This window comes from Stutzerimonas azotifigens, from assembly GCF_013522725.1.
In the GTDB taxonomy this organism is placed as follows: Bacteria; Pseudomonadota; Gammaproteobacteria; order Pseudomonadales; family Pseudomonadaceae; genus Stutzerimonas; species Stutzerimonas azotifigens_A.
In genome coordinates, this window is the sequence record NZ_JAAMRF010000004.1 from 44438 (window position 1) to 59205 (window position 14768).

General features: G+C 66.1%; 14 protein-coding genes. 8 read left to right on the forward strand and 6 right to left on the reverse strand.

Annotated features, from left to right (window positions below; translation table 11 throughout):
- Positions 1 to 19: 19 nt before the first annotated feature.
- Both G7026_RS08870 and G7026_RS08875 read right to left on the reverse strand, forming a co-directional pair.
- Positions 20 to 883 (reverse strand): isocitrate lyase/PEP mutase family protein, encoded by an 864-nt coding sequence (locus G7026_RS08870; protein WP_181070398.1) that lies wholly within the window; start codon positions 881 to 883, stop codon positions 20 to 22.
- 110 nt (positions 884 to 993) lie between these two features.
- Positions 994 to 1848, reverse strand: a complete 855-nt coding sequence (locus tag G7026_RS08875) for a DMT family transporter (RefSeq protein ID WP_375138195.1) — start codon at positions 1846 to 1848, stop codon at positions 994 to 996.
- 253 nt (positions 1849 to 2101) lie between these two features.
- On the opposite strand from G7026_RS08875, the gene G7026_RS08880 reads away from it, so the two are divergent.
- The 5 genes from G7026_RS08880 (at position 2102) to G7026_RS08900 (ending at position 5223) form a co-directional block, all read left to right on the forward strand.
- On the forward strand, positions 2102 to 2584 hold the full coding sequence (locus G7026_RS08880) for a GNAT family N-acetyltransferase (protein ID WP_181070766.1): 483 nt from the start codon (positions 2102 to 2104) through the stop codon (positions 2582 to 2584).
- Between the two features lie 174 nt (positions 2585 to 2758).
- The gene (ureE, locus tag G7026_RS08885; protein WP_181070402.1) at positions 2759 to 3259 is read left to right on the forward strand and encodes an urease accessory protein UreE; all 501 of its coding nucleotides are present in this window, start codon (positions 2759 to 2761) and stop codon (positions 3257 to 3259) included.
- A gap of 35 nt (positions 3260 to 3294) precedes the next feature.
- Positions 3295 to 3963 (forward strand): urease accessory protein UreF, encoded by a 669-nt coding sequence (locus G7026_RS08890; RefSeq protein WP_375138197.1) that lies wholly within the window; start codon positions 3295 to 3297, stop codon positions 3961 to 3963.
- Between the two features lie 42 nt (positions 3964 to 4005).
- Positions 4006 to 4620, forward strand: a complete 615-nt coding sequence (gene ureG, locus G7026_RS08895) for an urease accessory protein UreG (protein WP_181070403.1) — start codon at positions 4006 to 4008, stop codon at positions 4618 to 4620.
- A 30-nt stretch (positions 4621 to 4650) separates the two neighbouring features.
- Positions 4651 to 5223: a HupE/UreJ family protein gene (locus G7026_RS08900; RefSeq protein ID WP_181070405.1), complete on the forward strand. Its 573-nt coding sequence runs from the start codon at positions 4651 to 4653 to the stop codon at positions 5221 to 5223.
- Positions 5224 to 5326: 103 nt separating this feature from the next.
- On the opposite strand, the gene amn is transcribed toward G7026_RS08900, so the two are convergent.
- Positions 5327 to 6802 carry an AMP nucleosidase gene (gene amn, locus G7026_RS08905; protein ID WP_181070407.1) on the reverse strand — a complete coding sequence of 492 codons (1476 nt, stop codon included), beginning with the start codon at positions 6800 to 6802 and terminating at the stop codon, positions 5327 to 5329.
- A 70-nt stretch (positions 6803 to 6872) separates the two neighbouring features.
- Positions 6873 to 8243: an aminotransferase-like domain-containing protein gene (locus G7026_RS08910; RefSeq protein ID WP_181070408.1), complete on the reverse strand. Its 1371-nt coding sequence runs from the start codon at positions 8241 to 8243 to the stop codon at positions 6873 to 6875.
- 80 nt (positions 8244 to 8323) lie between these two features.
- Between G7026_RS08910 and G7026_RS08915 the strand changes: the two genes are divergently transcribed.
- Positions 8324 to 9328 carry a threonine dehydratase gene (locus G7026_RS08915; protein ID WP_181070410.1) on the forward strand — a complete coding sequence of 335 codons (1005 nt, stop codon included), beginning with the start codon at positions 8324 to 8326 and terminating at the stop codon, positions 9326 to 9328.
- A 48-nt stretch (positions 9329 to 9376) separates the two neighbouring features.
- On the opposite strand, the gene G7026_RS08920 is transcribed toward G7026_RS08915, so the two are convergent.
- Together G7026_RS08920 and G7026_RS08925 are read right to left on the reverse strand one after the other, a co-directional pair.
- Positions 9377 to 11029, reverse strand: a complete 1653-nt coding sequence (locus G7026_RS08920; RefSeq protein WP_181070411.1) for an acyl-CoA dehydrogenase family protein — start codon at positions 11027 to 11029, stop codon at positions 9377 to 9379.
- A gap of 129 nt (positions 11030 to 11158) precedes the next feature.
- A complete protein-coding gene (locus tag G7026_RS08925; RefSeq protein ID WP_181070413.1) occupies positions 11159 to 13126 on the reverse strand; it encodes a sensor histidine kinase in 1968 nt (655 codons plus the stop codon).
- A gap of 196 nt (positions 13127 to 13322) precedes the next feature.
- Here G7026_RS08925 and G7026_RS08930 point away from each other — a divergent pair, with 196 nt between their 5' ends.
- Positions 13323 to 14117 (forward strand): hydroxymethylpyrimidine/phosphomethylpyrimidine kinase, encoded by a 795-nt coding sequence (locus G7026_RS08930; protein WP_181070415.1) that lies wholly within the window; start codon positions 13323 to 13325, stop codon positions 14115 to 14117.
- Positions 14118 to 14132: 15 nt separating this feature from the next.
- Positions 14133 to 14768 (forward strand): thiamine phosphate synthase, encoded by a 636-nt coding sequence (thiE, locus tag G7026_RS08935; protein WP_181070417.1) that lies wholly within the window; start codon positions 14133 to 14135, stop codon positions 14766 to 14768.

Sequence of the window (14768 nt, forward strand, 5' to 3'; positions counted from 1 at the left end):
TCGTGCCGCAGCGGCATGATCATTCCTTGACCTGCATGTATTCCTCGGCCCATACCATGTACTCCTCGGCGGTCGAATACTTGACCGACAGCTCCGAGGCAGTGAGATCCGAGGCATCGATCTGACGCTGCTCGCGCAGGCAGTCGTAGGTCGCCTTGATCGCGGCGAAGTAGGCCGCATGGCCGTTGACCACGATGCGTACGCCCAATGCCGCCAGGCGCGCATTGTCGCGCAGCCGCGGGTTGCCATAGGTGACCAGCATCAGCGGCACGCTAAGGTGCTCGGCGATCTGCTCGAGGTGATCGAAATCCTCGATGCCGACCAGGCAGATGCCATCGGCGCCGGCCTCCTGATACGCCTTGGTGCGGGCAATCACCTCGGCGACGCCGATTACGCCGGCGTGGGTCCGGGCGATAATGCTCATCGCCGGATCGATGCGCGCCTCGAGCGCCGCGCGGATCTTGCCGACCGCCTCGAACATGCCGATCAGGTCGGTGGAGCGGTGGCCGAACTTGGCGGGCAGCAACGTATCTTCGATGGTCAGCGCGGCGATGCCGGCACGCTCCAGCTCGATCACGGTGCGCATCACGTTCAACGCGTTGCCGTAGCCGTGGTCGGCGTCGGCAATGACAGGCAGACGCGAGACGCGGCCGATGCGTACGGCCTGCTCGACGAATTCGCTCAGGGTGATCAGCGCGAAGTCAGGCGCGGCGAGTACCTGCAGCGAGGCGACGGAACCGCCGAGGATGCCCACTTCGAAACCGAGATCGGCGGCAATGCGCGCCGACATCGGGTCGAATACCGAGGCGGTGTGGTAGCAGGCGTTGGATTCCAGCAACTTGCGAAAATTGGCACGCAGGGTGTGATGTGAAGTTCTTTGCATAGTGAGTCCAATGAAAAATGAAACACGCAGGCTCGGTTCGAGCATCGCCGGAGCGGATGCAACTTTGAGGCCTTTCGCCGGCCACTGGACACATCCCAATGGCTATCGGCTCAGCCCGGTCGTCGCTGCACGTACACCATGCACAAACCGCTGATGATGATCACCGCCATGCCGACCAGCGCACCGGCGTCGGGCCGATGACCGAACGCCAGGAGCCCGACCACACCGGCGAAGACGATCTGCCCGTAAGTGAACGGTGCCAAAGTCGCGGCACTGGCGAACCGAAAGGCATGGGTCAGCAGCAGGTGCGCCGTCATCGCAATGGCGCCGAGCGCGGCCATCAGCAGTCCGTCGCGCAGGCTTGGCACGGTCCATTGCCAGACCACCAGTGCCGACATCAGCGCCGCACCGACCAGGCTCGTCAGGAAATTGCTGGTCACCGGATGATCGGTCCCCGCCAGGCGCCGGGTAATCAGCTGGTAAGCGGTAAAGCATAGCGCCGCGCCCAGAGGCAGCAGCGCGGCCGGACTGAATAGCTCGCCCCCAGGACGCACGATGATCAGCACGCCAAACAGGCCGATGCTGACCGCAACCCATTGGCCGACGCTGATCCGCTCGCCCAGCAGCGCCGATGCGAGAGTAACCAGAACCGGCGTCACAAATATGACGGCGGTCGCCTCGCCCAACGGGATGTAATGCAGCCCGGCGATGAACAGCAGGCTCACCCCTACCAGACTCAGGCCTCGTAGCAGTTGCAACAGTGGCCGTTGGGTGCGGTAGATCGACCGACCCATACTCGGCGCGAACAGCGCCACCATCAGCACGCTCTGCGACAGATAGCGCGCCCAGATCACCATGAACAGCGGGTAAAGGCTGCTCAGGTGCTTGGACAACCCGTCGTGCCCCGCAAGCAGAAAGCCGGCGGACAGGATCAGCAGGACGCCAAGCAGAGGTTGGTTGCGCATATTCAAAGAAGCGGGCCACTTGGGAATTCAATAGCAGGCTAATCATTATGCGCCGATGCGTCGCATGATTCGAGAAGGCATTTCCCGACGCACCGGTATGCAGCGTTCATCGCTCGGTCATCCGCGACCGCCATCATCGGCGCTCGTCGGACGAAGCGTACCGAGCGAGCCGAACGGCTCCGCCTGGCGTATGATCCGCGCCCCTTCACCAACCGCTACGCTTGCAGAGTCATCGATGTTTTCCCTCAGACCCATGCGCGCCCAGGACATTCCTGCCGTGCTGTCTATCCAGGCCCAATCCTATAGCGACGTGATCCTCGAGGACGAAGCGATAATCCGCGCGCGTCTGGCTACATGCCCCGACACCGCCTGGGTCGCGGAAGATGCACTCGGCGTATGCGCGTATCTGTTCGCCTATCCGTCCCGGCTGGGCAAAATCACGCCGCTCGATGGCCACTTCCAGCCCCATGCCGAAGCCGACTGCCTGTACCTGCACGATCTGGCAGTAGCCAATCGTGCCGGAGGACGCGGTATCGGCCCGGCGCTGGCCTGCCATGCACTGCAACAGGGCCAGGCCCAGCGGCTGCGCTATTCGGCGCTGGTTTCGGTGCAGGACTCCGAGCGCTTCTGGTCGCGCCTGGGCTATGACGTGCACGACACGCTCGAGCATGCGCAGGCCGATCACCTGGGCAGTTATGGCATCCCCGCGGTGTACATGGTGCGCTCGCTCCAATAACAAGCAGTCGCCCTGCAGTGGTGCACCAATTGAAGGCACGCACCACAACGGAGCGCATCAAGCCCCAATATCAAGCAGTGCCTCGCCTGCCCGCCGCGGTGTCTGGGCTTTCGGGTTACCTTGGCAAGCCCCTTGCTCTAGGTTCGGCTATCCCGCTTTTCCGGAAACCGAACCATGCTGGTAATTCGCCAACGCACCGAGCCTTCGCCCGAGTGGCAGGCCGAACTCGAACTGACCTATGACGCACGCAGCAAGAGCCGCTTGCACTGCATCAGCGCCGAAGGCGAGGAAACCGGGCTGTTTCTCGAGCGCGGCCAGTCGCCGCTACGCGACGGCGAATGCCTGCGCGCCGAGGACGGCCGCATCGTCCGGGTCCGCGCCCGCCCTGAAAGCCTCTTGCATGTGACCTGCAGCAGCGCATTCGAACTCACCCGCGCCGCCTATCACCTGGGTAACCGCCACGTTGCGCTGCAGATCGGCGACGGCTGGCTACGCCTGCTCGACGACTACGTGCTCAAGGACATGCTGCTGCAACTCGGCGCCCAGGTCGAAGCGATCGAGGCGCCCTTCCAGCCTGAATACGGGGCCTACGGCGGCGGCCATCACCATTCCCACGCCGGCGACGCCGAATTCAGCTACGCCCCGCGCCTGCACCAGTTCGGCGTGCGCAAGTGACGGCAACATCCGTGGCCGAAACGCAGCCGTTGGCGATGCCCTGGCAACTGCTGCGCCTGGCCAGCCCGCAGCTGCCGATCGGCGGATACAGCTATTCGCAAGGCCTGGAGATGGCGGTCGAACAAGGGGTGGTGAAGGATGCCGACAGCGCTCGCGCCTGGATCGCGGACCAACTGCTACTCAACCTCTGCCGCTTCGAGGCGCCGCTGCTGCTGGCTCACTGCGAGGCCGCGCGTGATGAGGACTGGCTCCGCCTCGCCGAACTCGCCGAACGGCACATGGCCAGTCGCGAGACCCGCGAGCTGCGTCTGGAAAGCCGGCAGATGGGTTACTCGCTGCGCCAGCTGCTCAGCGACCTGCCTGAGCTCGACGATGCCGCGCGCCGGTTTTACGAAGGCTTCGACGAGCCCGGCCAGGCCCTGGGTTGGGCGCTCGCCGCGCGCGCCTGGGGCATCGCCCCGCAGGACGCCCTGGCCGCCTGGCTCTGGGGCTGGCTGGAAAACCAGCTGGCGGTGCTGATGAAGACGCTGCCCCTGGGCCAGCAGGCCGCGCAGCGCCTGACTTCCGAGCTGCTGGCGACCCTGGGCGAAGCACACCGCGCCGCGCAGCGCCAACCGGTGGAACACTGGGGCAGCGCCCCGTTCGGCCTGGCGCTGACCAGCATGGCGCACGAACAGCAGTACAGCCGGCTGTTTCGCTCATAGCCGGCCACAAACAACGAATCGAACGATGGGAGTGAACAGCAGATGAACAGCCAACCCTTGCGTGTCGGCATCGGCGGCCCGGTAGGTTCCGGCAAGACCGCCCTGACCCTGGCGCTGTGCCAGGCCCTGCGCGAGCGCTACAACCTCGCCGTGGTCACCAACGACATCTACACCCAGGAAGACGCCCAGTTTCTGGTGCGCCACGAGGCCCTGGCCCCGGAACGGATCATCGGCGTGGAGACCGGCGGCTGCCCACATACCGCGATCCGCGAGGACGCCTCGATCAACCTCGAAGCGGTCGACCAGCTCAACCGGCGCTTTCCCGGCCTCGATCTGATCCTGGTCGAATCCGGCGGCGACAACCTCTCGGCGACGTTCAGCCCGGAACTCTCTGACCTGACCATCTACGTGATCGACGTGTCGGCCGGCGACAAGCTGCCGCGCAAGGGCGGCCCCGGCATCTGCAAGTCCGACCTGCTGGTGATCAACAAGGTCGACCTGGCGCCCATGGTCGGCGCCTCTCTGGAAGTCATGGATCGCGACGCCCGCAAGATGCGCGGCGACAAACCGTTCGTGTTCAGCAACCAGAAGGTCGGACAGGGGCTAGGCGAGATCATCGCCTTCATCGAGAAACAGGGAATGCTCAGCGCCGCCTGACCGCCCACCCCCCATACCAAGGAGTTACAGATGAACGTGCGCAAACCGCTACTCACCGCCGCCCTGCTGCTCAGTCCGGCATTGGCCTTCGCCCACCCCGGCCACGATCATGCTGGCGTGATGTCCGGTATCGCCCACCCGATTTTCGGCCTCGACCACCTGCTGGCGATGCTTGCCGTTGGCCTCTGGGCGGCCCAGCAGACCGGCAAGGCGCGCTGGGCACTGCCGCTAGCCTTCGTCGCCACCATGCTGGCCGGTGGTCTGCTCGGTTTTGCCGGGTTCGAAATGCCGCTGATGGAAACCGGTATCGCCGGTTCCGTGCTGGCGCTCGGGCTGCTGGTGGCCCTGGCGGTGCGCCCGCCGCTGGCCGTCGCGGCCGGCCTGACCGCACTGTTCGCCCTCAGCCATGGCGTCGCTCACGGCCTCGAGCTGCCGGACCTGTCCAGCCCCTGGGGCTACGCCGCCGGTTTCGTCGCTGCCACCGCCGCGTTGCATGGCCTGGGCTACGCCGTGGCCCGCAACCTGCCACAGGTCGCCGCCCCCCTGGTCCGCGTCGCAGGCGCCGCGTCGGCCGTTGCCGGGGCCTGGTTGTTGGCAGCTTGACGAGCAGCTTCAAGCGTTGAGCTGAACGCTTGAAGCAAAAACGAGAAAGCCCGAGGTGAACTCGGGCTTTCTTTTTCTGGCTTCTCGCCTCGGCCTCCGCCGCTTACCTGAACGGCGGCTCGTCGAAGCTGCGCAGCTTGCGCGAATGCAGCGAGTTGAGCTGGTTGCGCAGCAGGTCTAGCGCCGTGATCCCGATTTTCAGGTGCTGGCTGACGGCACGCTCGTAGAAGGCATTGGCCGAACCCGGTAGCTTGATCTCGCTGTGCAGCGGTTTGTCCGAAACGCACAGCAGCGTCCCGTAGGGCACCCGCAGGCGATATCCCTGGGCGGCGATGGTGCCGCTTTCCATGTCCACCGCCACCGCCCGCGACAGGTTGATCAGCGGCCGCTCCTGCGCCCAGCGCAGTTCCCAGTTGCGATCGTCGTAGGTCAGCACGGTGCCGGTACGCAGCCTGCGCTTGAGCGACTCTCCCTTCTCGCCTGTGACCTGGGCCGCCGCCTCCTGCAGCGCCTGCTGCACTTCGGCCAGCGCCGGCAACGGAATGTGCGGCGGCAGCACCCGATCGAGAATGCCGTCGCGACGCATGTAGGCATGGGCCAGCACGTAGTCGCCGATGGTCTGCGACTGACGCAGCCCACCGCAGTGGCCGATCATCAGCCAGCAGTGCGGGCGCAGCACCGCCAGGTGGTCGGTGATGTTCTTGGCATTGGACGGGCCGACGCCGATATTCACCAGCGTGACGCCGTGACCATCGTCGGCGATCAGGTGATAGGCCGGCATCTGGTAGCGGTGCCAGACCACGCCGTTGACGATGCTCTGCGCCGTGGCCGCGTCGGTACCCCGCTCCACACTGACGTTGCCTGGCAGGACCATGCGCACGAAGCGCGGATCCTCACGCAGCTGCTGCAGACCATGCTGGATGAACTGGTCGACGTAGCGATGGTAGTTGGTCAGCAGGATCCAAGGCTGCACGTGGCGCCAGTCACTGCCGGTGTAATGCACCAGACGGCGCAGCGAGAAATCGACCCGCGCGGCGTCGAACAGCGCCAGCGGCAGCGGGTCGGCCAGCTCCCAGTCGTACAGGCCGTCCGCAATCGCATCGGTCGCGGCCGACAGGTCGGTGCTGGGAAAGACCCGCGCCAGCTCCGCGGCCGTCACGCCCGAGCCGGCCAGCTCGTCGCCCTGCTCCACCACGTAGGGGTACGGGATGTTCTGCCGGCTCGGCCCCACCTCCACCTGCACGGTGAAGTCGTGCATCAGCGGGCGCAACTGATCGAGCAGATAGCCACGAAAGGCCGCCGGCTGAGTGACCGTCACGCAGTACACCCCGGGAGCCTGGACCTTGGCATAGGCCCGGGTGGTCGCCGGAACCTCGCCGTGGCAGCGATAGGTCAGGCGCAGCTGCGGGTAGCGAAACAGTTCGCGCTCGCCGGCATCGGGTTCGATTCGCGAACTCAGGTAGCGCTTGAGCGCCTGGTTCAGCGCCGTGGTAGCCCGCAGGTGCAGCTCGGCAAGACGATCAACGGCCTCTTCGGCGCTGTTTGCAGTAACGAATGCTTCGCCGTCATGCGAACTCATAGGGCTTTTCCTTCTGGGTAGTTGAAACCATCTTGCCTGCTCCCTGATGACAACGGTAGCGCCGCAACGCTCAGCGCCGTTGCGCGTCATCCACTCGGGCGGCGATCCGTCGGGCGGCGATCCGCTCGAGCGCCGCCTTGAGCTGCGCCGGCCCGGCCGCCGCGGTGAGACTCAGGCGCACCGCGTTCGGCGCGCCGTGCCCTACTGCGAATACCTCGGCCGGCGCCACCTCGACACCTGCCCCACGGCAGATGTCTGACAGGTCGGGCTCCGCAGTGCCGGCAATCAACCAGCGATGGGGCGCGGGCCGCGCATGTGCAGGCGGCTCGCCGAGCAACCGGGACGCCAGACGCCAACGCAGCCGCATCTGCTCACGCTGCCAGTCGAGGCGGCGTAGGGCTATGCCCTCTTCAAGCCATTGACTGGCGATACGCAGCGAGAGCGAGGCCACTGCCCAGTGGGTCGCCTGCCCCTCGCGGTCGATGCTCGCCAGCAACTCGGCAGGCCCGGCGATGAAGCCCAGGCGCAGCCCGGGCGCCACCGTCTTCGACAGGCTGCTGACCAGCACGCAGCGCTCGGGCACCGCCTGCGCCAGCGGCGGCCGATCGTCCAGCGCGCCATAGACGTCATCCTCGATCAACCACAGCCCTCGACGACGCGCGACCTCGGCGATATCGGCCCGGCGCTGCGCCCCCATGCTCACGCCGGTTGGGTTCTGCAGGCACGGCGTGAGCAGTACCACCCGCGCCAGAGACGCGCGGGCCAGGCGGTCCAGCTCGTCGGGCAGGATACCCTCTCCATCCATCGGCACCGGGTGTAAGGGCAACCGCAGCTGCCGGGCCGCCGCCTTGATCCCCGGCGACGTCAGCGCCTCGACCAGGATCGGCTCGCCGGGTTCACAGAGCGCCAGCAAGGTCGCGAACAACCCCTGCTGGGCACCGGCGCACAGTTGGATCTGGCCTGCCGGTACCTCAACCCCCCGGCGCTGCTGCAGCCAGTCGCTGATCGCCAAGCGCCCGCGATCGAGCGCGCGGGCCGACGGGTAGGCCTGCAGTGCCGGCAGTTCGCCGGCCTCGGCAAGCCCGGCCAGGGCATTCTCGAGGTCGTGATCGTCCGGGTCGACGACCGGCAGGTTGGTGGAGAGGTCCAGCCGCGCGGGGTCTTCTTCCGGTTGCCTGAGCAAAAACAGGCTGGCCTCGCGGCTGCCGGCCAGCACGTAGGTGCCGCGCCCCACCTCGCCGGATACCAGATGCCGCCGCGCCGCTTCACGGTAGGCCAGCATCGCCGTGCTCGGATTCAGGCCCAGCGCCCAAGCCAACCGGCGCTGCGGCGGCAGCCGGTCGCCAGGCTTGAGCACACCGGCTCCGATAGCCTGGGCAATCGCATCGGCCAGCGCCAGGTAGCGCGGTTGGTCATCGTCGACGAGCTGGGGAAGCCACATTGTCTGCCATGCAATATAAGAATTTACCCATACAATGCTCGCACCCTAGGATCGTCGTCAAACCCGACGAGGAGCCTGCCATGTTCGATCTCGACGCTTTGCGCGACGCTGCCCGGATAATCCGCCCACAGGTGCCGCCCACCCCGCAATATGCCTGGCCGCTGCTCCAGCGTCGGCTCGGCTGCGAGTTGTGGGTCAAGCATGAAAACCACACGCCCGCCGGCGCTTTCAAGGTGCGCGGCGGCGTGCTCTACGTGCATGAACTGATGCGTCGCGAACCCGAGGTGCGCGGGCTGATCACCGCCACCCGTGGCAACCACGGCCAGAGCCTGGCGATGGCGGCGCGCCTGGCCGGCCTGCCGATCCGCATCCTGGTGCCCCACGGCAATGCGCTGGAAAAGAACGCAGCGATGCGCGCCTTCGGCGCCGAGGTCATCGAACACGGCCAGGACTTCGACGAAGCCCGCCAGGCCGCGGGCGAGCTGGCTGCACGTGACGGCTGGCATTTCGTACCCTCGCTGCACCCGGACCTGGTCCGTGGCGTGGCGACCTACGCACTGGAGCTGTTCGAAGCGGCGCCACCGCTGCGCCGCGTCTATGTGCCCATCGGCCTGGGCTCGGGCATCTGCGGATTGATCCGCACCCGCGACCTGCTGGGGATGGATACCGAGATCGTAGGCGTGGTCGCCCGCGGCGCCGACGCCTACGCGCAAAGTTTCGAACAGGGCCGCATCCTGCATACCGAACGCGCCGACACCCTCGCCGACGGCATGGCCTGCCGCATGCCCGCTCCGGAAGCCTTCGAGCTGATCCGCAACGGCGCCGCCCGCATCCTGCGGGTGGACGACGAGCAGATTCGCCAAGCCATCCGCATCCTCCACGAAGACACCCACAACCTCGCCGAAGGCGCCGGCGCCGCTGCCCTGGCCGCCGCGATCATAGAGCGCGAGCTCAACCGTGGCGAACGCATCGCCGTCATCCAGAGCGGCGCCAACATCGACCGCGCCCTGCTCGCCAACATCCTGGCCGAGCCGGCACCGCGGATCGACGATTCAGGTCGCGTTGCCACCGCTGCCGGGGCGTAGCCCCGCCGGCCGCTGGAGAGACGGCCCTACCGCTTCAATCGCCGGTACTCAGATGCCATGCGGCGCGCTGCGGGCTAGTAGTGCCACCATATCGACGCCGCGAGGTAGCGCTCCATAGACCCGCCCGCGACCTTCGAGGCGACTCGCGATAAAGGCGTCGGAGACGGCGGCGTTGCCGGCTTCGAGCAGCAGCCCGGCCTGCAGGGCGACAGCGATGTCCTCGGTGAGTTGGCGGGCGCGGTACTGGATGTCTTCGGGGTCGCGGCAATCGGCCTTCAGTCGGACGATGGCCGCCTTCAGGCGCGCATCGCCATGGCCGTCGCCGAGTTCGTCGAACAGGGCATCGAGCACACCGGCTTCCTTCGACAGGGCGCGCAGCACGTCCAGGCACTGGACGTTGCCGGAGCCCTCCCAGATCGAGTTCACCGGTGCCTCGCGGTAGAGCCGCGGCAGGATGCTTTCTTCGACGTAGCCGGCTCCGCCCATGCACTCGGAGGCCTCGTAGATCGCGTTCGGCGCGCGCTTGCAGATCCAGTACTTGCCCACCGCGGTGACCAGTCGGGCAAACCTGGCCTCGCGCTCGTCGGCAAGGTTATCCAGCGCGCGCCCCATGCGCAGCGTCAGCGCCAGTGCGGCTTCGCTTTCCAGCGCGAGGTCGGCCAGGACGTTCTGCATCAGCGGTTGATCGGTCAGCAGTCTTCCACCACCCACCTGGCGATGGGCGCAGTGGTGCAGGGCCTGGCTGAGTGCCTGGCGCATCAATGAGCTGGAGCCGATCATGCAGTCGAACCGGGTCATGGCGACCATCTCGATGATGGTCGGCACGCCGCGCCCCTCTTCACCCACCATCCAAGCCAGCGCACCGCGGTATTCCACCTCGCTGGAAGCATTGGACCAGTTGCCCAGCTTGTCCTTGAGCCGCTGGATGTGAAAGGCGTTGCGTGTCCCGTCGGGCCGGCGGCGCGGCAGCAGAAAACAGGACAATCCCTTCTCACTCTGTGCCAGGGTCAGGAAGGCATCGCACATCGGTGCCGAGCAGAACCATTTGTGGCCCACCAGTTCGTATACCTGCCCTGGACCTGGCGCCCCTACCGCGTAGGCACGCGTGGTGTTGGCCCTGACATCGGTGCCGCCCTGCTTCTCGGTCATCGCCATGCCGATGGTCGCACCGCTCTTCTGCGCCAGCGGGCGGTTGGCCGGATCGTAGTTCCGGGCGAGGATCTTCGGCAGCCACTGCTCAGCGATCTCTGGCTGCAGGCGGATCGCCGGCACGCTGGCGAAGGTCATGGTGAGGGGGCAACTGGTCCCCGCATCGGCCTGGTTGTGCAGGTACATCAGGCCGGCTCTGGCGACATGGGCACCGGGCCCCGGCTCGGTCCAGGGCAGCGAGGGAATGCCATGTTCGACGGCGGCGGACATCAGCTGGTGGTAGGCCGGATGAAAATCGACCTGGTCGATCCGGTGCCCGTAGCGGTCGTGGCTGCGCAGCAGTGGCTTGTTCTGATTGGCCAACACGCCGGCCTCCAGCAGCGGACCACCGGCGAGCGCGCCGTAGGCCTCGAGCCGGGCGTCGGCCCATCCGCCGCCCTGGCGCGCGATCCAGTCCTGCAACGGCAGATCCAGGCGGTAGAGGTTGACGCCTTCGAAAGGCGGCGGCTGGTTGGTGACCTCATGGGTCTCGGCATAGGCCTGAAGATTCATCGCTGATACTCCCTGGGAGGCATGCAGTTGCATGACGCAGGGCGCCATGCATGTCTTTCAGTGAAGCAGCAATGGCAGGACGGCTGAAGCGGGATTTCGGCCAAAACGGCAGCGACATCTGCAGCAGGTCTAAACGGGTTGAGACACCCGCATCGGCCGCGTGGGCATGGTGAACATCAGGCGGAAACAGCTGCCCTGCCCCAGGCGGGAATGATGATCGAGCTCGCCACCGAGTACTTGAGCCAGCTGCCGCGACAGCGCCAGGCCGATGCCAAGCCCCCCGTGACGCCGAGTCATGGAGCCATCGAGCTGGCTGAAGTGCTCATAGAGGGAGCCGTCGATCGGCGTTTCGAAGCCAATGCCGCTGTCCTCCACCTCGATCTGCAGCCGCACCAGCCCTTCGCTCTCCGTACTCACGCTCGCACGCAGCTCGACCGTGCCGCTGTCGGTGAACTTGATGGCGTTGTCGAGCAGATAGCCGAGAACCTGTTCGAGCTTGGCTTCGTCGCTCCAGAGGGTCGTGGGCAGGTTGTGGTCCAGCCGCACGACGAAATGCAGGTCCTTCTGCCGGGCGAGCGGTTCGAAACGTTTGCGTAGATTGGCAAACATCGCCCGCGGATCGAAGCCGGCATGCTCTGGCCGAACACGGCCTGCCAGCAGCTCGCTGAGCGCCAGGATGTCGTTGACCATCGTCAGCATGTCGCCGGCCGAGCGCGAAGCGAGCTTTTGGTACTGCGCCGCCTCATCGTCGAGATTGCCACTCTGCATCAGCTCCAGCGCGCCGATCACACCGATCATCGGGGTCCGCAGCTCGTGGCTCAGGGCACCGAGAAAGCGGTCCTTCAAGCGGTTGCTTTCGACCAGTTGGCGGTTGAGCGCCTCGAGCTGCTGGCGCGACTGCTCCAGCAACTGGGCGCGCTCTTCCTTCAGCGAGTTGATGCGGTCGGCCAGCGCCAGCGACAGCAGCGCCACTTCCAGCGCCGAGCCGATCTGGCTCGAATACATGGTGAAGAACATGTTCGGCAGATAGCCCATCACCATCAGGGTGTTGATCTGACCACCGATGAGGAAAGCGCTCCAGGCGAAGATGAAGTAGCGCGCAACGCGCATGCCGCGATGCCAGGCGATGATCCCGGCGATGAAGATCACCACGGTGAACAGCAACGCCATCACCGTGGCCATGCGCAGCGCCAGCGCATAGCTCGCCGTGAACGACAGCACCATCGCCACCGTTGCCAGCCCCATCATCACCATCAGCAAGCGGTCGAGCCAAACGCTGTGCTCGGCGGTACGCAGGAAACTTCGGGTGAACTGGGCGCCGAATACCCCCGAGGCACCGATCAGCAGCGGCGTGGCGACGTTCGCCCACCAGGGATGGTTGGGCCAGAAGAACTGGATGCCGGCGCCGTTGACCGACACCTGATAAAGGCCGAAGGACGCGATGTAGAGGATGTAATAGAAGTAGCTCGGGTCGCGGACGCTGAGATAGATGAACAGGTTGTAGACCAGCATCGCCAGCAGCACGCCGTAGATCATGCCCAGCACATAGATCCGCTCGGGCTGCTCTTCGAGAAAGGCTGCCGGCGACCAGAGCGTCAGCGGCGCCTGCATCGAGCCTTCGGTTTCCAGGCGCAGGTATGCCCGCACCGGCTCGTCGGGCTGCATGTGAAGCTCGAACAGGTAGCTGCCGTGCTTCACCTCGCGACTGTCGTAGGGCAGTCGGTCGCCCGTGCTCCGCGCCAGGCGGAAACCGCCCTCGCCGTCGGGCAGGTAGAGATCGACGTGATCCATCGGCGGGTAATTGAGTTCGAGCAGCCAACTGCGCGGGCCGCTGTCATCGGTCGGGCGATAGGTCAGGTCGACGCGCAGCCAGAGCGCCGAGCGGGAATAACCGAGGTTCACCACATCGTCCTGATGGCGCTGGAACAGACCGCTGCCCGACGCGGCGACCAGGTCCTCGATGCTCACCGTCCGCGAGACGTCCTCGTAGACATCGATCACCTTGCCGAGCGGCAACTGGCGCGTCGATTCATCGAATTCCACGGCACTGGCGAACAACGGCAACAGTGACAGCAACAGCAAGAATGCGTACCGCATGACGACAGACCCTACCCTGATACGTTTCGTCATCAGGCAATACTAGAAGGCCAGCACTCTAGCACAGCGACATCGACCCTCTGGAGTGCCGTGCGGCGGCAGTGCGCAAAAAGCTGCTCACTCTTTAGCAGGATGGCCACGCCCGCGATCATCGGCCGCGAGCCGTGCTGACGGTTTGGTGATAAGCTCGCACGCCATGAAAACGCCTAGTTCCCGTCCCGTCGTCCTCTGCTTGTCCGGCCACGATCCCAGTGGCGGTGCCGGTCTGCAGGCGGACATCGAAGCCCTCATTGCCCAGGGCTGCCATGCGGCGCCGGCGGTGACCGCACTCACCGTGCAGGACACCGTCAACGTCTCCGACTTTCGTGTATTGGACCGCGCCTGGGTCATCGCCCAGGCCGACGCCGTGATCGCCGACCTGCCGGTGGCCGCGGTCAAGCTGGGCATGCTCGGCTCCGTCGAGATGGTCGCCACCGTGCTGGAAATCATGCAGAAGCTGCCCGGCGTCCCGCTGGTCTGCGACCCGGTGCTGCGTGCCGGCGGTGGCGGCGCACTCGGCAAGGACGACGTGGGTTATGCCCTGCGTGAACAACTGCTGCCGGTCTCTACCATCGCCACGCCGAACCTGCCCGAGGCACGCATCCTCGCCGAACTGCCCGACGGCAGCCCGGACGAATGTGCAGAGCGGCTGTTGCCGCACGTTCGCCACCTGTTGATCACCGGCGGCCACGGCGACGAGGAAGAAGTGGTCAACCGTCTCTACTCCCGCGACGGCAGCCGCCACAGCTACAACTGCCAGCGTTTGCCGGGCAGCTATCACGGCTCCGGCTGCACGCTGGCCAGCGCGCTTGCCGGCCGTCTGGCGCTGGGACAGGACCTGCCCAGCGCGGTACGCAGCGCCCTGGACTATACCTGGCGGACCTTGCGCGATGCCGAAGCCCCCGGCCACGGCCAGTACATTCCGCGCCGCCTGCCCCTCGACTCACTCTGACCGGAGCGTCGACCGATGAGCCCATCGCTACGCGGCCTCTACGCCATTACCGATACCCAGCTGCTGGCCGGCGGCCGGCTGCTGCCCTATGTCGAAGCCGCCCTCAAAGGTGGTGCCCGGCTACTGCAATACCGGGACAAGACCGGCGACGATGCACGGCGCCTGCGCGAAGCCGAAGCGCTGCGCGATCTGTGTGCGCGCTACGGCGCCCAGCTGATCATCAACGACGACCTCGAACTGGCCGCGCGCCTGGGCGTCGGTTTGCACCTGGGCCAGGACGATGGCCATCTGTCGCCGGCTCGCGCCCTGCTCGGTCGCCAGGCGATCATCGGCTCGACTTGCCATGCGAAGCCCGAACTCGCCGAGCAGGCGATCCGCGAAGGCGCCAGCTACGTTGCCTTCGGCCGCTTCTTCAACTCCTTCACCAAACCCGGCGAAGCACTGGCCACCGGCGAACTGCTCGAGCAGGCCCGTGCGCGTTTCAGCGTGCCGATCGTCGCCATCGGCGGCATTACCCTCGAAACCGCTCCCCATCTGATCGCCAGCGGCGCAAGCCTGATCGCCGTAATTCACGACCTGTTTTCCGCGCCCAGCGCCGCCGAGGTGGAGCAGCGTGCCCGCGCGTTCAGCGCGCTGTTCGCCCCAGCCTGA